The organism is Pseudoalteromonas lipolytica, from assembly GCF_003515105.1.
GTDB lineage: Bacteria > Pseudomonadota > Gammaproteobacteria > Enterobacterales > Alteromonadaceae > Pseudoalteromonas > Pseudoalteromonas lipolytica.
This window is the reverse complement of record NZ_CP032090.1, coordinates 799,722-822,882: the sequence shown is the minus strand read 5'-3', so window position 1 is coordinate 822,882 and position 23,161 is coordinate 799,722. Positions and strand designations below refer to the sequence as shown.

Here is a 23,161-nt window from a genome sequence, read left to right as displayed (position 1 = left end):
CAGATGAATTAGCGATTGCTTTTTGCAGTCTGTAATTGCGTGTTTTGAACAGGTCGTGTGGTTAGTGTGACTCTGCGATCAAACACGTTATCTTCATAATCATTTGAACTTGCAACACTTTGTTTCTCGCCAAATGCTGTAGCAGACAGTCGCGTGTGCGGCACACCTTGTTTAATTAAATAACTTTGCACGGCATTCACACGTTTCTTAGATAGCATTAAATTAGCGAGTTCATCACCCCGTTGGTCGGCAAAGCCGTTTAAGTCGATAGCCAAGTGCGGTTGTTCAATCAGTAACCGTGCGACTTTATCGAGCTGACTGGCAAAATGCGGGGCTATCTCACTTGACCCTGTTTTAAATTGAACGGTCATGGCCAGCAAAGTATTTAGTTGGGCTTGAAGCAATTGCTCTTTCTCATCATTTAAGCTCTCAAGTTGCTCAGTCAAAACCGCATTATTAGCAATAACCTGCTGATAATCTGCAGTGTGCTGCTGCATAACAACAAGTGCCTGGTTTTGCGCTTCGATAACACGCTCACCGGCTTCTTTTTCACCGATTAATCCTCCGGCAAATGCGCCAACAAATGCACCCACAGGGCCCCCAATCAAACCGCCAACAACAGCGCCTGCACTAAGGCCAATAGCTGTTTCTTTTGGTGTTTCTTGTTTTGCTTGAGGCGCAGCCTCAACAAATTGGCTTGTTGATAGGACCGACGTTATAAGTGCAGCAATGATGATCTTTTTCATAATTTAATCCTTTCTTTTACATTAATTGTTTGGCAACTATTGGTTGGCGTTGCAAACGTGGTATAGCGCTATTAAAACAAGCCGAAATGGCAATAAAGGGGATCAAAAAAGGCAAACTGCTGAGCAATTGTGGCAGAAAAATGGCAATCGCATTTTTGCCAGTACGCACAGTAAAATTTTCGGTATAGTGTATTCATAGTGCTGACTATGAAGCTAAATAAGTAGGAAGAATGAAGAAAATAGCCATTGTCGAAGATGAAACAGCCATCCGCGAAAACTACACTGAAATGTTGAGCGCACAAGGCTATCAAGTCATTGGGTTTGCTGACCGAGCAAGCGCAGAGCTGTCGTTTAGCCAGTCATTGCCAGATTTGGCCATCGTAGACATTGGCTTAGCGCATGAAATTGATGGAGGGTTTTTATTATGTCAAACATTACGGTCGCTCTCGAAAACCTTGCCTATTATCTTTTTAACCGCGCGTGATAGTGAAATTGATACGGTCTGCGGCCTGCGCATGGGTGCTGATGACTACTTAACAAAAGATATCAGTATGGCGCACCTTGCCGCACGAATTGGGGCTTTATTCAGACGCTTAGATGCACTTGAACAACCGGCTAATCAAGATGCGCTACTGCATCGTGGTCTATTAAAATTAGATAGCCAGCGTATGCAAGTGTTTTGGCACGATCAGCTTGTTGACTTGACGGTGACTGAGTTTTGGATGGTGCATTCACTTGCGCAGCGTCCAGGGCATGTAAAAAGTCGCAATGAATTAATGAGCGATGCAAAAATTTATGTCGATGACAGTACGATTACTTCCCACGTTAAGCGTATCCGAAAAAAGTTTATTGCCTTAGATAATAGCTTCGATTGTATCGACACAGTGTACGGTATGGGTTATCGCTGGGAGCAAGCTTAATGCTCAGATTTGGTTTGCGCAGTAAGTTTATTTTACTGTCTTGCTTTTTGTTTTTACTGCCTTGGCTTGGCTATGAATATGTTTGGGAAATGGAAAAGTTTTTAAGGCAGGGCCAAGAAAAAACACTCGTAGGCACCACACGAGCCCTGGCAACAGCGTTACATGAACGGCCAGCCTTATTCGACTCGCAAACCAATTTTTTAGATCAGGTCGTTAAAGGCCGTGATTTATATGCCTATAACCTCAGCAACCCGATTCAACTTGATGGCAAACTTGCTGACTGGCAACCCTATAGGGCACTTTTTTGGCATTACGATAAACGCTACTTACAACGTGTAAACCCCGCGCACGAAGACGCTGATTTAGCATTTAGTCATATGGTTGGTAAGTACGAAAACTATTTGTATGCAGTCTTTGAGGTGCGTGATAGCTCGTTGGTGTATCGCGCTAAAAATACGCTCAGTATTACGCGCAATGATCACTTACAAATCATGTTAAAGACCCCCGAAGGTGAATTTAAGCATTACGTGATTGCTGCTCGCCAAGATGGCTGGGTTAATGCCTTTGACGCTATCAGCCGCGAGCCTGTTACAAAGATTCAAGGCTATTTTCAAAGCACAGAAACGGGCTATAACATTGAACTGCGCTTTCCATTAAGCATGCTTGGCAACAAGCTGGGATTTGCAATTGAAGATTGGGATGATGACAAAGTTGAGCCTCAACTTATGTCAACGTCTAACCTACTCAATCCCAACGACATTGGCTCGGTGCTTGTGCCTTCACCAGAGATAAACCGTATTTTAAAAGGGATGGGCCATAGCGGCAGTCGAATTTGGGTAGTCGATAGCCACCATCGCGTACTCGCACAAGCGGGGTCTATACATCACGCTGATGGTGTCTGGGCAGATGGACTCACAGATAAACCGGCAACAACATGGTGGCAACAATTTGAGCGTGATTACTTGCATCCGCTTTATTACCAAATATTAACTCGCCCTGAAAATGAGTTTATTGATACTTTGCATGATGTGGCCGCTATGCAAGGCACGCATATCGCCAGTGCATTAAACGGGAAACCCGCTTCATCGTGGCGCTTAACTCCCGATAGCAAGGCGGTGATCTTATCAGCAGCCTACCCGATTTGGATTCAAGATAAGGTCATTGGTGCTGTTATCGCAGAAGAAACCACCAATGGTGTGCGTACTCTTCGTAATAAATCGCTCGAGAAACTATTTAACGTTATTTTAGCTGTCATGCTAGTCGGTACTGTCACCTTATTCTTTTTTGCATCACGGATCTCAAGCCGTATTCGTCGTTTACGTGATAACGCTGAGCAAGCTATTGATGCACAAGGCCGAATTACAGGCAAAATAACGTATACCGATTCAAATGATGAAATTGGTGATCTCTCACGTAGTTTTGCCAATATTGTCAGCCGCTTAAGTGGTTATACCGATTACCTTGAGAATATGTCATCACGCCTTTCTCATGAATTACGTACCCCTGTTGCGGTGGTGCGCTCATCGCTTGAAAACTTACAAATGCAGCCGCAATCTGAGTTTAGTCAAAAATACCTCGCGCGCGCCAGCGAAGGCGTTGAGCGACTAGGTAAAATAATAACCACAATGAGTGAAGCAACACGCCTAGAACAAAGCATTCAAAATGTGGAAGCTGAGACGTTTGATCTCACTCAAGTGATCACTGGCTGCATGCAAGGTTACCAAATTACTTATGGCGAGAAATTATTTAATTTATCACTTTATGAATCACCACTGCCCCTGCGAGGGGCCCCGGAGTTTATTGCCCAACTTCTTGATAAACTGATTAATAATGCGCTCGAGTTTAAATCTCCTGACAGCCAAGTAACGGTGAGTTTAGCTAAAAACGAACAGCACGCTATTCTAAAAATTGTGAACCAAGGCCCTTTGTTACCAGAGGGCTTAGTAGATCATATATTTGATTCGATGGTATCAGTGAGAACTCAGGAGCATCAGCAACAACCCCATTTAGGATTAGGCTTGTATATTGTTCGTTTAATTTGTGATTACCATGAGGGACAGGTCAAGGCTGAAAATATCGCAGATGATAGCGGCGTGGTGTTCACTGTAAGTTTGCCTATAAAACAACGATGACAGCGTTACACTTGATTACAATTTAACGCTTAGTTATTCACCAATAATTCAGATTAGCGGGCTTAGTATATTGTACTATAAAAGGCAAATTTGACTCGAGGGGGCATCATGCAATCAAGGTTACAACGTGAAGAAATCGAATTCATAATGGCACTTTATAATTGTAATGATGTAACAGATAAACCCGCAGAGCCTAAAAAGCAATCAAAGAAAATACCGACTAAAAAAGTTGATACAGCGCAATATAAGTCACCAAGTTATTTGACCTAGCTTAACTTAGCTCATTACAATGCCCCACCATTGAAATTTGACCTTATGTAATGAAAAATCACTCGCCAAAAAAAGAGTTAATCTTATTGCCTGTTTTGTTTGTGGCAATCTTGTTATGTGTTGCTGGGCACTTTTTACTTCAGCCTAACTACCAAGATAGCCATACTGTAGAATATTTACTTGCTGCACTCCCTTTTGCACTGTTTGCTTTAGTCATCATTGCTTTTAAGGTTGCCAGTAAAAGCGAGAATGATGACTAATTAATTCACTATAAAACGTGATAGCCAAACCAATCGGGTTTCATCGCTTGAGAGTGCCCACTTGGTGTTAGCTTAAGGGTCAAGTTGCTATCGAGTAAATCGATAGCAAAACAATCATCTACGTCATGTAAATCATCTTTGTGCAAATGTGTCAGCCCTGCAAGCAAAGAGTCTTTAGCACGTTGCTTTGCTTCCTCACTGCTGCGCGCAACATACAATGCAAAGTCATGTTGTTCGGCAAGACTGTCTGCTCGATACGCGCCTAAATTAACAAAATAAAGCTTTTCAGGTTGCTCGTGAGCCCCTTCTATCACCTCTACTTTGTAACCATCAATGTGCTGAATATGCATGTAGCTATCCATGTGCACACTGCCTTTGTCACCAACCCACTGCGCTTTTAGCTTTGAGTAGGTGTCTTCAATTTTATCACCAACAACAAATCGAACATCGTGCATTTCGATATGACAGCCTTGTATACGACCACCAAGGTAAACTAAATAAAGCCCCATGCGCTTTCCTTTTTTTGCATCTAGGTTTTGTTGTATCTAGATTAAATTTTCTACATTAATGTTGTGTTTTTTAATTAGTTTATAAAAATCTGAGCGATTGCGTTTTGCAAGCTTTGCAGCCTCTGCGACATTGCCGGCTGCCATTTTTAGCGTATTTATTAAATAGTCACGCTCAAACTCTTTTTTAGCATCGTTTAATGATAATGGCTCTGCATTACTTACATTGCTATTGAGCGCGCTTTCAACTAGCTGTACCGCAATTACATTACCTGGGGTCAGCGCGACAACTTGTTCAATCACGTTTTGTAACTGACGAATATTACCAGGCCAGTCATAACGCACCAATGCATGCATTGCGTCATTAGCAAAACGCTTTTCATCTTGATTCATACGTTTTGCTATTACGCTTGCAAAGTGCTGTGCCAGCAAGCTTATGTCTTCCCGTCTTTCACACAAAGGAGGAAGCTTTAAGTTCACCACATTGAGTCGGTAATACAAATCTTCACGAAACCATTGGTTATTAATCGCTTCAGGTAAGTTTTTATGCGTTGCCGATACTATCCGTACATCAATAGGAATTTCTTCTTGAAATCCCACGGGACGAATTGTTTTTTCTTGCAATACACGTAATAGCTTTACTTGTAAATTCAGTGGCATATCACCTATTTCGTCAAGAAAAAGGGTACCACCTTGAGCCTGTTGAAACAAACCAAGGTGATCTTTTACCGCCCCAGTAAACGCACCTTTTTTATGACCAAATAATTCTGATTCTAACAACTCACCTGGTACAGCCCCACAGTTAATTGCAACAAAAGGCCCATCACTAACGTGACTATGCTGGTGAATCGCCTGTGCTAATAACTCCTTACCTGTGCCACTCGCCCCTGAAATTAATACATTAACATGCGTTGGCCCAAGTAACTTTACTTGCTCAAGGAGGTGCAACATGGCACCGCTGCGCGTAACTATGTTTGTTTGCGTTGGAGTTTCATCACCATGCACACCATGGATCTCGATTGCTTTGGCGAGGCTATCAAATAACTCATCTTTATCAACTGGCTTGGTAATAAACGCAAAGATCCCCTGCTTAGTTGCTTCAACTGCATCGGGGATAGAGCCATGCGCTGTCATCATAATGACTGGCATAGACGGATAGCGACTTTGCAACTGGCGGTGCAGCGCCATACCGTCCATTTCATCCATACGTAAGTCGGTAATCACAGCATCAAAGGTTTGCATTTTTAATTGCTGCAGCGCAGCCAGACCACTCTCAACCGTGCTAACTTGATACCCTTTTGATTCGATTCTAATTGCAAGTAATTTCAGTAAGCTTGCATCGTCATCAACCAACAATATGCGTGGTTTTGTTATCTCAGCCATGGTTACTGCTCCTTAGTTTCTTCGCGTAACAGCAATTGTTGTTCAATTGCCGCCAGTGACGACAACGTTTTTTCCATTTTTTCTGTTAAGGCCTGCTTGGCTTGCTTGGCCTTTAGACTATGTTGAACACTTTGTTTTTGTAGCCATAAATACTGTTTTATATCATCAGGCCAATAATAAGCTTGATCACTGCTTTCGAGTAATGCCAATGCTTGTTTAGGTTCTGAGGCACTGTGTATACATAAATATTTAAATAAACTGATCAACTCTTTTTGCCCTACATACGTCTGCTTCTGCGGCGTACTTTTAAAACCACCGCATTGCTCTGCATGCCATGCAATAACCAAACGTGCTGGCGGATACACAGGCTCGCTTTTAGGCCTTGGCTTAGGATTAGGTTGCTCCTTTGGTGTTAGCTGTGTTTTATGCTCTTTTTGTGCTGTCGATGATGTTGGCTGTGTTAAGGCACACCCGGTCAAAAATACAACGAGTACAGCGGGTATAAAACTGGCTTTATTTACGAAGCCCATATCAGTTAACTCCTTGGGTTACTTGAATTGGTAATGTCACTGTAAATCGACAGCCTTGCGGTTCATTATCAGCAATATTAAGTGTGCCTCTCAGTTGCTCAACCGTTTCTTTCACTATTGTGAGGCCAAGACCACTGCCCATTTCAGTTTGCTCTTTGGCATTTTTCCCCTGATAAAAGGCACCAAAAACAGCGGTCTTTTCAGAATCAGCAATGCCTTTACCGACATCACTGACCGTCACTTGAAGCTGAGTGTGTTTATAACGCGCTTCGACCGTGACAACGCCTTGTTCAGGTGAAAATTTCAAGGCATTGGAAATGAGTTGCACAAGCATCATTTCTAACAACTCGGAAGAAATATACATCGCTTTTGAGGGGAGTTCATTTACCCATATTAACGACTGATTTCGCGCAATTAAACGATGTTCAAAGTGACGCTCAATATTCGATTTCATACTATTGAAGTTAAGCTCTGTGACACTCTCTTTACTGGTACGAATCGCGTTATAATTTAATAAGCTTTCAATCATCACTCGTAAACGCGCCATACTCTGTGTAATTAGCTCAAGGACAGCTTGCTGCTCGCTATTAATTGGGCCAACAATTTCATCCGCGAGTAAATCAGTGCCTTCAACCATAGAGGCAAGCGGTGTTTTTAATTCGTGAGTAACATGACGTAAAAAGGTGTCTTTTTGTTGCTCTAGCATATGCAGCTGCGCTTGCACCCACTCTAATTTATTACCTAACTCAACTAGCTCCGATGAGCCTCGTACAGAAATTTTCTGCTGCCAATGACCTTGACCTAGTTTATCTATTACACTTGTTAGTTCACCTAAACGGCCACTGATCCGCCATAAAAACCCACCACTTACTAATAATGTGAGTGGAATTAATGCAATCAACCAGTTTATAAACGACGCTTGAAGCGCCTTTAATTGCTGTTGATTCTTTGTGATCCGTAATTCATTTTGATCACGTAGCCACACCGTTTGCTCTGCAATAAGTTTGCTTGCTGGGGCAAATAATTCACCATCTTGTTTTTGCTCTGCAACTAAGTGTTGCTGGGCAAAGTTGAGTACTTCTGCCAATTGCTGCCACTGCGCCACATACTCTGTCGATGGACTAAGAAAAATAAGCTCATCAATACTTTGCAGCGATGACTGCCACTTATTTTCAATTAAGGTATCGAGTGATTCACTTTTTAAAACCCAATTTTGTCTTGTTGCTCTTTCTAGGCTATTTAAATCTTGTTTTAAACTATTAAACGCCTTTGTAACTAAATAATTATCGCTGACAATTTTTTGTGTCACAGCCAATTGTTTATTCAGTGCGTTTAAAAACACGATCACAACCAACGATAAAGGCAGCAAAGACAACAAAGTGCTAAAGACAAACTGGCCAATTAAACTGGGCCGCCAATCGAGCGCATGTTTAAATTTATTCGCAACGAGACCTTGCATACTGATCCTTTTCAACGTGACAGAAGATGATTATTAGATAAATAACTTAGACACTCGCTGAATCCAGCCTATATAACAGCACTTTTTAACCAATAAATGCTTTTTTGTTGCTAATCAGCAACAATATAACTCTCTGTTTTAAAATGAATAATCCTTTAGAACCCAAAAAACGTTGCAAAAAAGACACAACTCTTTGTAAGTATTGCTGAGCAAACCACTCAGAAAACAATTAAACCATTGATATTAAACACATTTTAAAGTTGGCATTGTTTTTGTTAATACCGTAATAAGTTATAGATTTTAGGAAACAAAATGAAAACGATGGCCTGTATTTCAATCATGCTTGCCAGCTTAGTATCAATAAGCTCATACGCGCTTGATCTCAACGAGACGTTTAATGAACTTGATAAAGACAGTAATGGCGCGCTAAGTGAGTCTGAAGCATCTGAGGACGCACTGTTACATGGCAATTTTTCTCAAATTGATAGTAATGAGGATGGCCAAATTTCATTTCCAGAGTTTCAGTCGTTTATTCTATAGGAGATTGTTATGAAACAACTTATCGCTGCCTTTTCGCTGATATTTTTGGCTATCAGTGCGACCGTTTTGGCATCTCAAATGGATGTTCGTTTTACTAAGTTTGATAGCAATGCAGACAATGCAATTTCACTTTCTGAAGCTAATGAACACCCTGAGCTAATTAAGCAATTTACTGATCTTGATACAAATAATGATCAGCGATTATCTGAACAAGAGTTTGAAAAATTCAAACCTTAACCTCTTAAAGTGCTTGCCATAATCCCAGAGGGAGCGTGTAAACGGATTTAAATTTTGGGATTTAAATTATGGCAAGCACTTTTCCCAAAAAGGATTTTACTTTCTGAGGAGTTTTATTATGAAAATTGCGACACTTGCTTCATTCACTTTAATTACTATAAGCTTCAATACCTTAGCATTAGATGTTAAGCAGCGATTTGATCATTTAGACAAAGATAAAAATGGTTATTTAAGTGTTGAAGAGCTTGCATCTCAGCCACACTTGCAAAAGCACATGGCTAAATGGGATACAGACAACGATCAGCAAATATCACTCCTTGAATTTAAGCACTACTTAACAAACAAGAGTTAAAGCAATGTCAAAATACACTTTCGCCAGTCTTATAATCTGTGGTTTATATAGCAGTATGGTTTTTGCAACAGAAAGTATTGGAGAAAAATTTAAACAACTCGATCGTAATGAAGATGGCTTCTTAAGCCGTTCTGAATCTGCACGAGACCCCGCTCTGTGGTCTCGTTTTAAAAGTTACGACAGCGATAAAGACAATAAGTTATCGTTTGCTGAATTTAATGAATATGCTAGCAAATAATGCTGAGGGTGCGAGTCACCCTTTTGCACGTTTTAATTACCTAATTATTTGCAGTTTACAACAACTCTGATACTGTTTTTATAAATCAATAAAAATAAGAATAGTATGAAACTCATTATCAGCTTACTCGCAACTGCATCGATATCTTGCTTCGCTAACACCACCGTTATTTATAACGTAAATGGTTACACACCAACCTATCAAGGTCAGACACAGCAATTTTCAACCTTAGTCTTTAAAGATGGAAAAGTTGTCAAAACAGGCGATGATTCCCTTAAGGCTAGTTTTCCTGATGCGACAACGATCGATGGTAAAAAGGCAACACTGCTGCCCGGGCTTATTGATGCACATGGTCATATAATTGGGCTTGGCAATAACTTGTCACAACTGGATGTTAGAAATACCCAATCTGTCGATATGGTCGGTAAAATGTTGGCCGAATTCGCTAAAGATAAACAAGGTTGGATAATTGGCCGAGGCTGGAACCAAGAACATTGGCCTGGCGGTCAATTTCCTACGGCAGCAGATTTAGACAAATACGTAAAAGACAAGCCTGTTGTGCTGTCTCGCGTTGATGGTCATGCCGTGTGGGTCAATTCAAAAGCAATGGCGTTGGCTGGCATAACGGCGCAAACAGATACGCCCTCTGGAGGCGAAATAATTAAACTTCCTTCGGGTCAGCCATCAGGGGTGTTTATTGATAAAGCAGAAACATTAGTAACGCAACACATCCCCAAGACAGATCACGCGAGTATCAATCGCGCACTTGATAACGCTGGTAATCACCTACTCAGTTTAGGCATTACATCAGCACACGATGCAGGTATAGACTACGATACGTGGCAAGTGTATAAACAGCGTGCAGAACACAATAACCTGCCTGTTAGAATTGTTGCTATGCTCAGTGCTGGCGATCCAAAGCTCGAAACCATGCTTAAAGCTGGTCGCTATAAAGATATGAACGACATGCTCTCCATTGGCAGTGTAAAAGTCTATGCAGATGGTGCATTAGGCAGTCGAGGCGCTGCATTAATTAATGAGTACGCTGATCGCAAAAACCATCATGGCTTAATGCTCGAAACGCAAGAAAAGCTTGAACAACTATTTACCTTAAGTTTTTCACACGGCTTTAGCGCGAATACCCATGCGATTGGCGACCAAGCTAATAAAACCGTTTTAGATGCTTATGAAAATGTCTTCAAGAAATCGGGAGGCATTTTATTACGGAACCGCATTGAACACGCGCAAATTGTGTCGCCAAACGATATTCCTCGCTTTAAAGCGTTAAAAATTATTCCTTCCATGCAGCCTGTTCATGCGACTTCTGATATGCACATGGCTGAGCAACGTCTGAACGAAACACAGTTGACGGGTGCCTATGCGTGGAAAACATTTTTATCACAAGGCTCCATTATTGCGGCAGGCTCTGATTTCCCCGTTGAACTTGCTGACCCATTCGATGGCTTATACTCAGCAATTACACGCATGGACCATAACCAACTTCCTGAAGGAGGTTGGCGTCCTGAAGAGTTACTGTCACGTGATGAAGCACTAAGAGCGTTTACATTGGGAGGCGCTTACGCTGCCCATCAAGAATTTAAAGTAGGAAGTTTAGAACAAGGAAAATGGGCTGACTTTATTTTAATCAATAAAGATTATTACACGGTGCCGCTCGCTGACGTTCACGCTATAAAAGTACAGCAAACCTGGCTGGCAGGTGAGCTTAAATATACACTTGAAAACGAAAATTAAATTACTTTTTAGCGTCAACTGTCGGTTGACGCTTTAATTTTATAATATGGTAGATATTAACGAAGGTAAGCAAGCCATTGGTAAATGCCACAGGCACGGCATCAATTGCTACACCATAAAGAGTAAATGCGATACAGCCAGCTAAGTTAAACCAACGAAGCTTCATAACATCGCTCATTGTTAAAGAAGCGACCAATAATGCAGATGCTAAATAGCCTAAATATTCCCAACTCAATTGTTCTCTCCTAGGCTTTAGGTTAGCATTAGAGTTTGTCATTTTTAGACTCACTCATTGCTCACTTTGACAATGAAAATAAAAAAGCTAACTTACTAAAAACCTTGTAAAGCCTGAGAATTAACCCGACTTTAAAATCATTACACGGGAAATGAAGGTATGAGTAACGTGAACACCTTACTAGTAAGTTAGCATAAATTCTTAGAATCTTAATGCTAGCGTCATTAAGATGTAATAAATAGGACAATTGTCCGAAGAGCGGCGTTAATGTTTCAATATCATTTTTCAAGCTACCTTGTTGATCAATTACTCACTTTTGCAGGGAGTCGTTTTCAACAAGCCAAAAAAGAAGTGCTGATCCATCAAGATCAACCACTTTCCAAACTCGTATTAGTGAGAAGTGGTACCGTTTCGTTTAGTTACGATGTCGGTAATGGTCGCCGCCTTTTGCTCGGTCAACTTGACTGTAATAATACATTAATTGGTGAGATTGAAGCTCTTAACAACCTCCCTTGTATCTACACAGTAACGTGTTTCAGTGATGTTAGTTACAATCTCATTGAGCTTAAACATTGGCGCGCACTACTTTTAGAAAAACCAGAACTGAGTTTATACACAGCACAAACAATAGCCGCTAAGTTTCAAGAGAACCAAAAAATCAACCTAGACAAATTGCTATTACCCTTAAGCTATAATATTGCTAAAGATTGTTTATTAAGAGCTGAAAATAATAACCCGACACTGCTTAGAGCCTACCCAACAGTGAATGCCGAAGCAGAACGTTTTGCCACCACCGAACGTGCCTATCGACGTGTTGTGACTGAGCTTGTAGAAAAGGGCTTAGTAAAACGCAGCAATCAAGGTTTACAAGTGGTCGACATAGACAAACTGAGTGATTACGTAGACAGTTTTTCGCAGTTATAAACTTGTTACATAATCTGTTATTATGCTTTACAATTACGCAGGCAAACTGAAATTAATAGTCAGCATGAGTTCAGTTGCATAAACTATAAATATTCATAGAGTTGAGCTTTTTAATAGCTGGGCTCTGTATTATAATTCGGCAAAGCGAAATGTGCCGCCCACAATGTTTGAAGGACGAGACAAAACTTTCTTATTCTATTAATGAAAGTATATATAATGTTCACTTGACGTATATATAATGTACGCTTATCCTTCAATAACAGATAACCATGTGTGGCGTATTTCGGTGCACAAACCGGTACTATTTGCTCTAATAAAAGTCTGATTACTTTACGATAAAGGAAAGAAAGGTAACGATTATGGGAAACAATGAATTTAAACTAACAAAGCTAGCGCTAGCGTTGGGTGTCACTCTAAGCTTAAGCGGTTGTTTTAGTGATAATGATAACAACACCACAGTGCCTAAGCCACCAACACCAACTGTAGATGTTCCAGTTGCTGATACGCCTGAGGCACTTACTTTTTATGTAGCGGGTAACGTTGTTGATAATGAAACTGGTGAAGTGATTCCTGCTACAATTAAGTTTTTAGAGGAAGGTGCACCTTCTACAAATGTTACTGACATTGAAGGCGAAGAACTTACTAGTGTTACAGCTGAAGACGGTGTATTTTCATTTACGCTGGCTGATGATGCTGAACTAACAGAGTTGACTGTTCTTGTTACTTCTGAAGGCTACGTTTCAAAAAGTATTGTTGTTGATTTATCAGATACATCAGAATCTTTAGACGCGATAGTACCTCTTGTAAAACTTGATGATACAAAACTTGCTATTGATTCAAGTGAAGGTGCTGCTGCAGATGGTATCTTATCGGCTGATTTAACAGCTTCTGCTGATGCGGATTCGAGCGGTGCTACTGTAACAATTCCTAAAGATGTAGAACTAAGAGATGCTAATGGCGAGTTAGTTTCAGGTACAGATGTAACATTAAATATTGTCACTGCCGATATTGATGCTGCAGCTGGTAAGGCAGCCGCGGTAGATTTAATTCCTGAAGGTTTAAATGGCTCAAGCACAACTGAAGTCGCGGTACCTGCTTCAGTTATTAACGTAGAAATGTTAGCTGGCGATACTAAAGTTAAAAACTTCTCATCTCCAGTATCTATCACATCAAAACTGCCTACAACTTATGTAACAGCAGATGGTACAGTGATTGAAACAGGTGATACGTTCGATGTTTTCTCTTATGATGAAGACACTGGTATTTGGGTAAAAGAAACAGATCCTGCAACGGTTGGAACGGCTGGTACATTAACTATGCCAACAACTTTTAGTGTTGACCACTTTTCTACAAAAGTGTTAACACAAAGTAAGGCTGTTTGTAGTGGCCCTATTGCATACAACTTTACTGGCGATGCGATTCCGGCTGTTGGCTTAAATGTTAAAATTAAGTCGGACACTATCACTAAAGAGAAAAAAATCAAGAAAACACAAGGTAACTTCTTAGGTTCAGCTGCGGTTACTAAAGCGGGTATACCTGCTGACGCAGTTGTAGATGTTACCGTTACAGATAACAACGGTAATGTTTGGGGTACTCAAAGCAACTTATCAGTTTGTAGTAACTCTATCAATATCGCACTAGATAGCCCGGTTGAAATTATTGCGGAAGATTTGAATGTAACTTATACATGTTCAAACGCTGAAGTTGATCAAGACAAGCAATTCCCGTTAACAGGTGCTCTAGTTAAGTACGCTCTTGGTAAAAAACGTTCTTCAACAGCAACTGAAACAAATGGCTCTTATGCACTTTCAGGACTTGAAAGTGGAGAAACATATGCTGTAACTATCATTCCTCGTGGCATTGAAGTAGAACCTGAAGTGACCTCAATTACAGCTGATGGCACTGCAGAATCATTTAACTTCGACCGTGACAACTGTGAACTTAAAACAGTTGAAGTAACAGGTGGTACTGGTGGTACTGGTGGTAACTAATCCACGAGTTTAACCCAATTACACTAAATAAAACCGCGCTTTATGCGCGGTTTTTTATTCTCATCAACAACAACGAATAGCAGCTGGGACTAGTAGCAAACAAGGCTAAATAACAAAAAGCGATCTTCAACAAGCACTATCAAATGATACTAATTCGCTTAATTAAGTAAGAAATTTTGAGGCGATAAAACTTCGTTGATAATAAAGCAAAAATTTCGGTATTTAGTTGTTCTCAGCAATTGCTCCTGCATTGCTCTACCACCTGCTTCGATGCAGTAGTAAATAAGAAATTTTTAGCCCGGTAGTGAGCTGTTTAATCTCTCAAAATGATTAAGTATTATTGCGAATTGATGTGAGAACTGAATACAAAAAAGACCCTGAACAGGGCCTTTTTCATACATTTTTAAAAAACTTACTTTTTGAGCAGTAAATCGTGGATATTGGCTAAATCCGATTTACCTTCAATAATTTCATCAGGTGTTAAGCCTGAAAGCTCGTGAGGGAACACCAGCCACTCGTCAGACTCATGAATATAATAATCTGGCACCATGTCTACCTTTGAGTTTTTAGGCTTGTAGTAGGGGCAAGCAACGCGAATATCGCGTGGTAAGTTTAAGCGCATTAATTCAGATAACTTTTCTTTTAATGCAAAAATACTGCGGCCAGAATCAAAAACATCATCCACAATAAGCAAAGAGTCACCCGCATTTGCATTTTCAATAATATAATGCAGGCCGTGTACTTTAATTTCTTTCGATTGCTGATTGATACCGTAATACGATGATGTACGAACAGCAATGTGGTCTGTCTCTATGCCTTTGTAATCGTAGTATTCTTGTACTGCAATACCAATTGGAGCGCCACCACGCCAAATACCAATGATGAAATCAGGACGAAAACCATCGTCATAAACTTGTGCCGCAACACGAAATGAATCTTCGAGAAGCTGCTGCGCAGTGATATAGCACTTATCTGACATAAATAGAAACCCCAGTGTGAATTGATCATCCAAGTGTAGTTAATGAAATATAAACTAACCACTTGATGAGAAAATGTGGGGCGAGATTTTATACTATATTGTGCGAAAAATCTTGTATCCGTTTGTAAAATTACCAAAAACGAAAAAACGCCCATAATCGGGCGTTTTTACTTATTTAGTTAGCAAACTGGTTATTACGCTTTCTCTAATAACGTTCTTGCTACTGTGCGCATCCCTTGGGTTGTTGCACCTGCAGCCCACTCGCTTGTGCTACCCATATTAAATGCTGCTGCAAGGTCAATATGAACCCATCCCTTGCCATCATTTGGCACAAAGCGAGATAAGAAACCAGCCGCATTCGATGCACCACCATAACCACCGCCTTTTTGTGGGCGACTGTTTGCTGTATCAGCATATGGTGAAGGGCAATTTTGTTGATGCCACTTCTCAAGCGGTAATGGCCAAGCGCCTTCCATTTCTTGCTCAGCAAAGTCTTGCACTTCACGGACAAACTCTTTATCAAGGCCAAATAGTGCGTTGTACTCTTGACCAACAGCCACCAGTGCAGCACCGGTTAGCGTTGCCGCATCAATAATTAATGGCGCACCGGTTTCACCCGCAGCCATTAAGCCATCAGCAAGCACTAGACGGCCTTCTGCATCAGTATTAACAATTTCAACTGTGGTGCCATTTTTATAGGTAAGAATATCACCTAGTTTATATGCATGGCCTGAAATTAAGTTTTCAGCACAACATAGGAATAATTTAATGCGCTTATTAACGCCACGGTTAATCGCAAGTGCTAAACCAGCCGTTACGGTTGCTGCACCGCCCATGTCACACTTCATGCCTAGCATGCCTTCACTTGGCTTAATAGAGTAACCGCCAGAATCAAATGTAATGCCTTTACCAACAAGCGCAGCGGCCACTGGCGCCGTTTCGTCACCCGTAGGGTTATAGTCTAGCTCAAGTAGTACAGGTGGGCGCTCACTACCACGACCAACCGCATGAATACCAATCCATTGCTGCTCAAGTAATGCATCCCCTTTAATAATTTGATAGCTAACATGCTCAGGCGCTAATGACTGAATAAACTCAGCCGCTTTACCAGCAAGGCTTTCAGGGAAAATATCATCAGCGGTCCCATTGATCATTTGACGAGCCCAAGTCGCTGCTTGCGTTAAAGAAGCCAGCTCTTTGCTGTCTGTTTTTGCATTCTCGGCAAATTCAACTGCGTCTAAATTCTTTGGTGAAACAAAGCCTTGGTAAAAAGCCCACTGTGTTTCTGTGCACCAAACATCACCCGTTAGCGCAATATTTTTTAAACCTTGATTCGCTAACGTACGCGCTGCTTTCTGAACGTTTTTAAGTGTATCTTGTTCAGTTAAATGAATAGTTGCGCCTTGTTCAGTAAAAGAAAGAGAGGCTTTATCACCCCAATGTGCGGCAGCAGCCTGCTCGCTTAGTTGAACTAAAAATTTTTCCGACATGTTAGAATACTCTTTTTGCGCTAAAAATTGTTCACTGAGTTTACTACAGGCTACGTCAGTTCCCAACCGCTTGCGATAAATAACGCCTTAAATGACAACGAAGGTGCACTCTGCTTGGTTATTCACTTACAATATAGAAAAGCTCAAATAAAAACAAAATAATGAAATTTAATCCTCCATTACAATCAGCCACTTTATTAAAGCGCTATAAGCGATTTTTAGCTGATTTAGTCACGCAAGATAATCAACAATTTACAGCACACTGCGCCAATACAGGCAAAATGACAGGCTGTGCCGAGCCAGGTTTTAACGCGTTTTACTCAACCAGTGATAACCCAAAACGTAAATACCCGCAATCGTTACAACTCACCCAAAATCAACATGGGCATTTAATTTGTGTTAATACTGCAGTTGCTAATCAAGTCGTTCAAGAAGCTCTCGAAAATCATCTTATCAAGCAGCTTGATGGCTACGATACACTGCAAGCTGAAGTGAAATACGGTCAAGAGAATAGCCGCATCGATTTTTTATTAACGGCTGAAAACGCCGCTCATTGCTATGTTGAGGTTAAGTCAGTGACCTTGCTATCAGAAGAAAAGCCAGAAACTGGTCAAGGTTACTTTCCCGATGCTAAAACAGTGCGAGGACAAAAGCACCTGCGCGAGTTAATAGAAATGGTGCAACAGGGGCACCGAGCTGTTTTGCTTTTTGCTGTATTACATCAAGGAATTAATACAGTCAGTGACGCATCACATATAGATGCTAAATACAGCGAACTATTAGTACACGCCGTTGACTGTGGTGTAGAAGTATATGCTTATAAAGCAGAGATTTCAGCCAGTCACATTGTACTGGCTGAAGAAGTGCCGTTTATTGCTTAGTCATTGAGATATCAATTTCATCGATCAGATTTTGTTCTATATCTGCTTCTTTGTAGTATAACGGTCTGAGTTTTGCTGTTTGAGAATAATAACGGCTTTGATCATCAAAGTGCTCTGAACGTGAATCAGAGCTCTGTGACATGGTTAATAATCCTTTAGCAACCGGTCCATCCTCAGTAAAATTCATCACAAACATCCAGCTTGAACCATAGTTCACAGGGTAGCCTTGCGCTGATAAATTTGACGCTAAAGGTTGGCCTGTAACTGCATCCGGTAATGTTTGATAATCAGCATAAGGTATCAGAGTAGAGCGTGTTAAATTACTTCTATCGTATCTGAAAACATTAAAGCCTCCCTCAACATGCATCGGCCCAGCCCATGGAAGCTGCTCACCTGAAGCGTGCCCTCCGGCCAGTGATTTTTCTACGAACTGAAGCTCAGCTAAAGTACTTGTTAATGGCACCCCATTCGCCTGCACATTTAACATAGCGTGCGCCAGCGCTTTTAATGCAACTTTATCTTGGCGTAGAGTATGAGGCGTATTAGCCGGGTCTGTAACATCAAAGTTGTTATATAAGTGTGCTGAAGGATTAAATAGATGCGCAAACTCACGGATCAATGCAGCACCTTCTGTATCTAAGTTCATAGCACCATTCCAGTTAGCAACGATATCGCAGGCAGGACTGATATCCACGTCAATACCCGCTGAAACTTGCACCGGTGTATTTCCTTGGGCAATACATTGTGAGGCTAAATCGGTAAATACCAGTTCACCTAAGTAGATGCGATTGCCAATTAATGCCTGTTCTAATTCATCAAGTGTAAATTTACCGTCTTCTCCCCCGCCTTCTTGCAATAACTTCAGACCCATTCTTGTTCTTAGTGATAAAGGCTTATGTACATCACCATACTGCGCAGCAAAACCAAGTAAAGGCTGTTTTAAGTTTGTCACCCAATAACTATCATTCGAGTTTTGTACATAGTCTGTCCGCGTAAGCTGGGGTGCTTCAGAAAAAGGCACCTTACCTTGGCTTTCAAAGAGCTTCATGTTGCCAGGCACCAAATCAAAGCCCGTTGATTCCCTCAAAGCAACGAGCTCAGGCTGCAAACGAATTGCTAGGTTAGCAGTGTCATCTAATTTAAGCACTGTGCTGTCATCAACGTAAAAAACAGTGCCCGTTTTATCTGTTGCCATCGTATTGTTGAACGACACCCCATCAAACTGAGCGAATGACGCTTTCATATCATCAAGACTCACGGCTTGGTTGAGTGCTGACCACTGCGCTACAACATCCATATTAAATTCATTGGCATCTTTTATGGTAAATGCTTGAGTGTCATTCCAGCCTAACCCTCTTTCAGCAGGCGTTTCTAGCATCAAACCATGGTGGCTGTAATAAAATGGTTTTGTAAGCTCAATCGTTGTGTTTGGCCCCACAGCAACCTCCACCGTTACCATTTTACTGGTAATAGTGTGTTGCTCACCCTCAACACCATAACTCATGCGGTCATTTTCATTTAATGCGAGCTGATAAATTAAAAAGTGACGTGCCGTCGAGAAGGTGTGCGTCCAGGCCACATGTTCATTAAAACCTATATTAATAACGCCAGGCATGCCTTGCAGGCTCCCACCCATCACATTCATGGCACCAGGGACTGTTAAGTGTGACTGCCAAAAACGCAAATTTCCTTCATGAGGAAAATGTGGATTTGCTAATAATCCGCCCTGACCGTTGGCCATCATCTCTTTACCCAGCCCCCAGCCATTTGAGCCTAAGTGCTCAAACTTCTTCTCTAACTTAAATTGCTTTGCTTGCTGATTTATATTTTTAACAAGGCTCGAAACGGCACTCGGTTCACTACCACTTGGCACAGGCAAATACTCATCACCATCACCTGGGTTTGCAAAAAATGCTAATTCTAAAAAGTTAGCTGAGCTTGCAAGTTGCACTGTCGCCATTGAATAAGCCAGCATATCTTGAGCCGTTAAGCTAATAACCCAAGGCTGAGATGCACATTCAGGCGCTAAATTTTCAGCCCCCGTATCAGTCACATATTTATTGAAACCCTGCACAAACCCTTCAAAATGAGCACGACTTGTTTCATCTAATTCAGCATAATGTTCCGCCGCATACTCATTTACACCTAGTGCTTTATAACCAAAATCAGAGATTAAGTGTTTTGAATCGCCACTCCCCGCAACTTGATCAGGGCCATAGTATTTAGCACGCTCGCCGCGGGTTTTAATTATTTGATCCATTAATAAACACGCATGATCTTTTGCATAAGCATAGCCACTGCCAAATGCCAAGCTTTCAAGGTTTGATGCTGTAATATGTGGGACGCCATAACTTGTCCAACGAATATTGGCATCAAGCGTCTTGTTATCTGCAAAAGTAGGTATTGCGACCTTTACAACATCTTCAGGTTCGGGTGTTGTCGTAACGGGGGGCTCAACGGTTTTATTATCGTTATCTGAGTTACAACCTACAGCAAGAAATGCGGCTGCAATGCTGAACATTATTGGATGAAGTTTCATTGTGCTTCCTATATTATGAGTATTATATCCATCAACCAGCTTGCCTTAATTAAAAGACTAAATCTTGACCCTCCACGCAAAATATTGACTTTGCGCGCCTAGTCATGCAGCTTAACTGTTGCTAATAATAATAAAAAATGAACGACTATGTTTTATGTCAATAGCCAAATCATTCGCTCCTTGGTCTATTTTTTACAAAAACAAGGGCTTGAAAAAGAACAGCTGCATGCATTACTTGCTGAGCGCCGCTGTTATCTCAATGAAACTAGCTACCGATTTCCTGTATCAGATTACGAATCGTTAATGCATTATGCTGATACCCAGCTTAAGCAAGAGCATATAGGCCTTTTGTTTGGTCAATCACTCAAAGCACAAAACTGGGGGCTATTGGGGCATGTCGCCTTGGTGAGTCAAAATCTTGAGAAAGCGCTGCAGCATGCGCAAAGATTAAATTCACTGGTAAGAAACATTGGTCGAATAGAGCTGAGAAAAGTGCAGCAGCAATGCCAACTGAGCTGGCATGCACGAAGTCCAATACGACATTACATGGTCGATGAACTGTTTAGTAGTTGGTTATCGTTTGCAAACCACTGCTGCCAGCAAAACGCTGAACTTGCGCTTGAAAAAGTAACCCTTACCAGACCCATTCCGAGCACTGCGAGTGTACACATTTATCAGCATACTTTTAACTGCCCTATCGAATTTGGTGCCAAATCCAACAGCCTTATTTTTAATGAAAAACTACTTAATAGCCGTTTACACTCGCCAAACCCAGAGCTTGAACAACTCTTGTTATCGCAAGCGGGAGATTTAACGCCGTATGCAGATCATATTAATGAATTAAATGCCTTTATTGCCTGCCAATTCCCTGTTATTCCGAGTGTTGAGCAAGCCGCATTACAATTAGGCTTAAAGAAACGCAGCTTGCAGCGCTACCTCACTGGGCAGCAACTAAGCTTCACAAAGTTAATTGATCAGCAAAGAAAACAACACGCAAAACGCATGTTACTGCAAGGCTATTCAGTGCTTGAGATCAGCAATAAACTGGGGTTTTCAGAGCAGAGTGCTTTACAACGCGCATTTAAACGCTGGTACGACACAACCCCCAAAAAGTTTCTCAATGAACACATGTTTTAAGTTGTAATATGATTTTTTGCCCATATAACTTAGCAAATTAAAAATTGCACGGGCCGTGTAAACGAATAAAACCGCCCATTCTTATTTTTAAAGTCGATAAGTTGGGGCATACAGGATTAATTAAAAAATAAATTTGCCTCAAACAGAAGATTCTGCTATTTATAGCCGCCGGCTAATGCTGGGCAAAATATTAAGGATTTAGGAGAAAGTTATGCCAGACCAGAAAAGACTAGGGTTATTGGCTCAGGCCGGGTTAGAGCCGTATCAGGAACAGCCGGGTGAAGAGTATATGAATGATGCACAACGTGCTCATTTTAAAACAATTTTAGAAGCTTGGCGTAACGATTTACGTAACGAAGTAGACCGTACTAAATCGCACATGCAAGATGAAGCAGCTAACTTTCCAGATCCAGTAGACCGTGCAGCACAAGAAGAAGAGTTCTCTTTAGAGCTTCGCACTCGTGACCGCGAACGTAAACTGATCAAGAAAATTGAAAAAACAATTCAATTAATCAAAGATGATGACTTTGGTTATTGTGAATCATGTGGTATCGAAATTGGTATCCGCCGCTTAGAAGCGCGTCCAACAGCTGATTTATGTGTTGACTGTAAAACGCTTGCGGAAATTAAAGAAAAACAATCAGGACGCGGTTAATTACATACATTAATTAACCTATGTCTACCACAGCCGTTAATGCGCCTATGCGCACATACAGGGGCCGTTTTGCGCCATCACCTTCTGGGCCATTGCACTTTGGCTCATTAATAGCGGCTGTGGGCAGCTTCCTTGATGCAAAATCAAATCAAGGTAAGTGGCTAGTCCGTATAGAAGACATTGACACAACCCGTGTTGTACCCGGCGCAAGCGATGACATATTACGCACTCTAGAAGCGTATGGTCTGCACTGGGACGAAGGCGTTATCTACCAAACTAAACGCCATACTGAATACCAAGCCGTTGTTGACGCACTCATTGCAAAGAACCTTGTCTACGCCTGTCATTGCACACGAAAAGAAATCAAAGCAATGGGCGGAATATACCAAGGGTATTGCAAATCAAAACATCACCCATTAAACGATTCTGCACTGCGCTTAACTCAGCAATTTGCGACGAGTGAATATCACGACCTTATTCAAGGTCAGGTGAATATTGACAGCCGACTTGCTAAAGAAGACTACCTTATAAAACGAAGTGATGGCTTATTTGCTTATCAGCTGGTTGTCGTCGTCGATGATATTGCACAAGGAATAAGCCACGTGGTGCGTGGAGCCGATTTACTCGAGCCAACAGCAAGACAACTCAGCTTATTTAAGCAACTAGGGCAACCAGCACCTAACTACGCGCATCTACCATTGGCTGTTGCAAAGCCCGGTTTTAAATTATCAAAACAAAACTACGCACCGGCCATATCAAAACGTGCGCCAAAACCAGCATTATTTGATGCGTTTCGTTTTTTAGGTTTAAACCCAGAGCCTGCTCTATTGTCTTCAACAGTCGAAGAAATGCTTAATTGGGCAATCTCAGCCTACCGTATTGAAAACATCCCAACAGCACTCGAAATACAAGTTAGTGAGAATCCACACGCCACTTTTTGTGATTTTCAAGTCATTACAAAATAAATTGCCAATTTTAAAGGCAGAGTAACTTAATTTTTGAGCC

At 41.3% G+C, this 23,161-nt stretch carries 24 protein-coding genes; 15 read left to right on the top strand and 9 right to left on the bottom strand.

Annotation, left to right across the window (positions count from 1 at the left end):
- Positions 1 to 8 precede the first annotated feature (8 nt).
- Positions 9 to 746: a sortase-associated OmpA-like protein PdsO gene (pdsO, locus tag D0907_RS03830; RefSeq protein ID WP_118844042.1), complete on the bottom strand. Its 738-nt coding sequence runs from the start codon at positions 744 to 746 to the stop codon at positions 9 to 11.
- 230 nt (positions 747 to 976) lie between these two features.
- Here pdsO and pdsR point away from each other — a divergent pair, with 230 nt between their 5' ends.
- From pdsR to D0907_RS03815, 4 genes are all read left to right on the top strand, one after another.
- Positions 977 to 1,666: a proteobacterial dedicated sortase system response regulator gene (pdsR, locus tag D0907_RS03825; RefSeq protein WP_036970667.1), complete on the top strand. Its 690-nt coding sequence runs from the start codon at positions 977 to 979 to the stop codon at positions 1,664 to 1,666.
- A complete protein-coding gene (gene pdsS / locus D0907_RS03820; RefSeq protein ID WP_118844041.1) occupies positions 1,666 to 3,798 on the top strand; it encodes a proteobacterial dedicated sortase system histidine kinase in 2,133 nt (710 codons plus the stop codon). Before pdsR ends, pdsS begins: the two co-directional genes overlap by 1 nt.
- A 108-nt stretch (positions 3,799 to 3,906) precedes the next feature.
- A complete protein-coding gene (locus tag D0907_RS21005; protein ID WP_155950844.1) occupies positions 3,907 to 4,068 on the top strand; it encodes a hypothetical protein in 162 nt (53 codons plus the stop codon).
- Positions 4,069 to 4,118: 50 nt separating this feature from the next.
- On the top strand, positions 4,119 to 4,328 hold the full coding sequence (locus tag D0907_RS03815; RefSeq protein WP_036970671.1) for a hypothetical protein: 210 nt from the start codon (positions 4,119 to 4,121) through the stop codon (positions 4,326 to 4,328).
- Positions 4,329 to 4,336: 8 nt separating this feature from the next.
- Here the strand turns inward: D0907_RS03815 and D0907_RS03810 are convergent, their stop codons facing one another.
- The 4 genes from D0907_RS03810 to D0907_RS03795 are packed head-to-tail and all read right to left on the bottom strand — an operon-like array spanning position 4,337 to position 8,206.
- Positions 4,337 to 4,837: a DUF1543 domain-containing protein gene (locus tag D0907_RS03810; RefSeq protein ID WP_036970673.1), complete on the bottom strand. Its 501-nt coding sequence runs from the start codon at positions 4,835 to 4,837 to the stop codon at positions 4,337 to 4,339.
- 36 nt (positions 4,838 to 4,873) lie between these two features.
- Positions 4,874 to 6,217 carry a sigma 54-interacting transcriptional regulator gene (locus tag D0907_RS03805; protein WP_118844040.1) on the bottom strand — a complete coding sequence of 448 codons (1,344 nt, stop codon included), beginning with the start codon at positions 6,215 to 6,217 and terminating at the stop codon, positions 4,874 to 4,876.
- Between the two features lie 2 nt (positions 6,218 to 6,219).
- Positions 6,220 to 6,747 (bottom strand): hypothetical protein, encoded by a 528-nt coding sequence (locus D0907_RS03800; protein ID WP_065978058.1) that lies wholly within the window; start codon positions 6,745 to 6,747, stop codon positions 6,220 to 6,222.
- Position 6,748: 1 nt separating this feature from the next.
- Positions 6,749 to 8,206 (bottom strand): HAMP domain-containing sensor histidine kinase, encoded by a 1,458-nt coding sequence (locus tag D0907_RS03795; RefSeq protein ID WP_118844039.1) that lies wholly within the window; start codon positions 8,204 to 8,206, stop codon positions 6,749 to 6,751.
- Positions 8,207 to 8,518: 312 nt separating this feature from the next.
- Here D0907_RS03795 and D0907_RS03790 point away from each other — a divergent pair, with 312 nt between their 5' ends.
- From D0907_RS03790 to D0907_RS03770, 5 genes are all read left to right on the top strand, one after another.
- Entirely contained in the window at positions 8,519 to 8,746 is a 228-nt protein-coding gene (locus D0907_RS03790) for an EF-hand domain-containing protein (protein ID WP_118844038.1), read from the top strand.
- Positions 8,747 to 8,755: 9 nt separating this feature from the next.
- On the top strand, positions 8,756 to 8,983 hold the full coding sequence (locus D0907_RS03785) for an EF-hand domain-containing protein (RefSeq protein WP_065978056.1): 228 nt from the start codon (positions 8,756 to 8,758) through the stop codon (positions 8,981 to 8,983).
- A gap of 118 nt (positions 8,984 to 9,101) precedes the next feature.
- The gene (locus tag D0907_RS03780; protein ID WP_036970689.1) at positions 9,102 to 9,335 is read left to right on the top strand and encodes an EF-hand domain-containing protein; all 234 of its coding nucleotides are present in this window, start codon (positions 9,102 to 9,104) and stop codon (positions 9,333 to 9,335) included.
- Between the two features lie 4 nt (positions 9,336 to 9,339).
- Positions 9,340 to 9,573, top strand: a complete 234-nt coding sequence (locus D0907_RS03775) for an EF-hand domain-containing protein (protein WP_065978055.1) — start codon at positions 9,340 to 9,342, stop codon at positions 9,571 to 9,573.
- 105 nt (positions 9,574 to 9,678) lie between these two features.
- Positions 9,679 to 11,325 (top strand): amidohydrolase, encoded by a 1,647-nt coding sequence (locus tag D0907_RS03770; protein WP_118844037.1) that lies wholly within the window; start codon positions 9,679 to 9,681, stop codon positions 11,323 to 11,325.
- Position 11,326: 1 nt separating this feature from the next.
- Here the strand turns inward: D0907_RS03770 and D0907_RS03765 are convergent, their stop codons facing one another.
- A complete protein-coding gene (locus tag D0907_RS03765; RefSeq protein WP_036970694.1) occupies positions 11,327 to 11,560 on the bottom strand; it encodes a YgjV family protein in 234 nt (77 codons plus the stop codon).
- Positions 11,561 to 11,827: 267 nt separating this feature from the next.
- On the opposite strand from D0907_RS03765, the gene D0907_RS03760 reads away from it, so the two are divergent.
- Together D0907_RS03760 and D0907_RS03755 are read left to right on the top strand one after the other, a co-directional pair.
- A complete protein-coding gene (locus D0907_RS03760) occupies positions 11,828 to 12,484 on the top strand; it encodes a Crp/Fnr family transcriptional regulator (protein ID WP_036970695.1) in 657 nt (218 codons plus the stop codon).
- 359 nt (positions 12,485 to 12,843) lie between these two features.
- Positions 12,844 to 14,475 (top strand): hypothetical protein, encoded by a 1,632-nt coding sequence (locus D0907_RS03755; protein ID WP_118844036.1) that lies wholly within the window; start codon positions 12,844 to 12,846, stop codon positions 14,473 to 14,475.
- Between the two features lie 412 nt (positions 14,476 to 14,887).
- On the opposite strand, the gene D0907_RS03750 is transcribed toward D0907_RS03755, so the two are convergent.
- On the bottom strand, positions 14,888 to 15,454 hold the full coding sequence (locus D0907_RS03750; RefSeq protein ID WP_036970696.1) for a phosphoribosyltransferase: 567 nt from the start codon (positions 15,452 to 15,454) through the stop codon (positions 14,888 to 14,890).
- A 194-nt stretch (positions 15,455 to 15,648) separates the two neighbouring features.
- Complete coding sequence (pepB, locus tag D0907_RS03745) at positions 15,649 to 16,944, bottom strand: aminopeptidase PepB (protein ID WP_036971743.1); 1,296 nt, start codon at positions 16,942 to 16,944, stop codon at positions 15,649 to 15,651.
- 161 nt (positions 16,945 to 17,105) lie between these two features.
- Between pepB and sfsA the strand changes: the two genes are divergently transcribed.
- Positions 17,106 to 17,825, top strand: a complete 720-nt coding sequence (sfsA, locus tag D0907_RS03740) for a DNA/RNA nuclease SfsA (protein ID WP_118844035.1) — start codon at positions 17,106 to 17,108, stop codon at positions 17,823 to 17,825.
- On the opposite strand, the gene D0907_RS03735 is transcribed toward sfsA, so the two are convergent.
- Positions 17,815 to 20,364 carry a penicillin acylase family protein gene (locus D0907_RS03735; RefSeq protein WP_118844034.1) on the bottom strand — a complete coding sequence of 850 codons (2,550 nt, stop codon included), beginning with the start codon at positions 20,362 to 20,364 and terminating at the stop codon, positions 17,815 to 17,817. The two genes, sfsA and D0907_RS03735, sit on opposite strands and share 11 nt — an antisense overlap.
- Before the next feature lie 147 nt (positions 20,365 to 20,511).
- Here D0907_RS03735 and D0907_RS03730 point away from each other — a divergent pair, with 147 nt between their 5' ends.
- From D0907_RS03730 to gluQRS, 3 genes are all read left to right on the top strand, one after another.
- Complete coding sequence (locus D0907_RS03730) at positions 20,512 to 21,501, top strand: AraC family transcriptional regulator (protein WP_036970703.1); 990 nt, start codon at positions 20,512 to 20,514, stop codon at positions 21,499 to 21,501.
- A 211-nt stretch (positions 21,502 to 21,712) separates the two neighbouring features.
- Positions 21,713 to 22,156 (top strand): RNA polymerase-binding protein DksA, encoded by a 444-nt coding sequence (gene dksA / locus D0907_RS03725; RefSeq protein WP_036970706.1) that lies wholly within the window; start codon positions 21,713 to 21,715, stop codon positions 22,154 to 22,156.
- A 20-nt stretch (positions 22,157 to 22,176) separates the two neighbouring features.
- On the top strand, positions 22,177 to 23,121 hold the full coding sequence (gluQRS, locus tag D0907_RS03720) for a tRNA glutamyl-Q(34) synthetase GluQRS (RefSeq protein ID WP_118844033.1): 945 nt from the start codon (positions 22,177 to 22,179) through the stop codon (positions 23,119 to 23,121).
- Positions 23,122 to 23,161 lie beyond the last annotated feature (40 nt).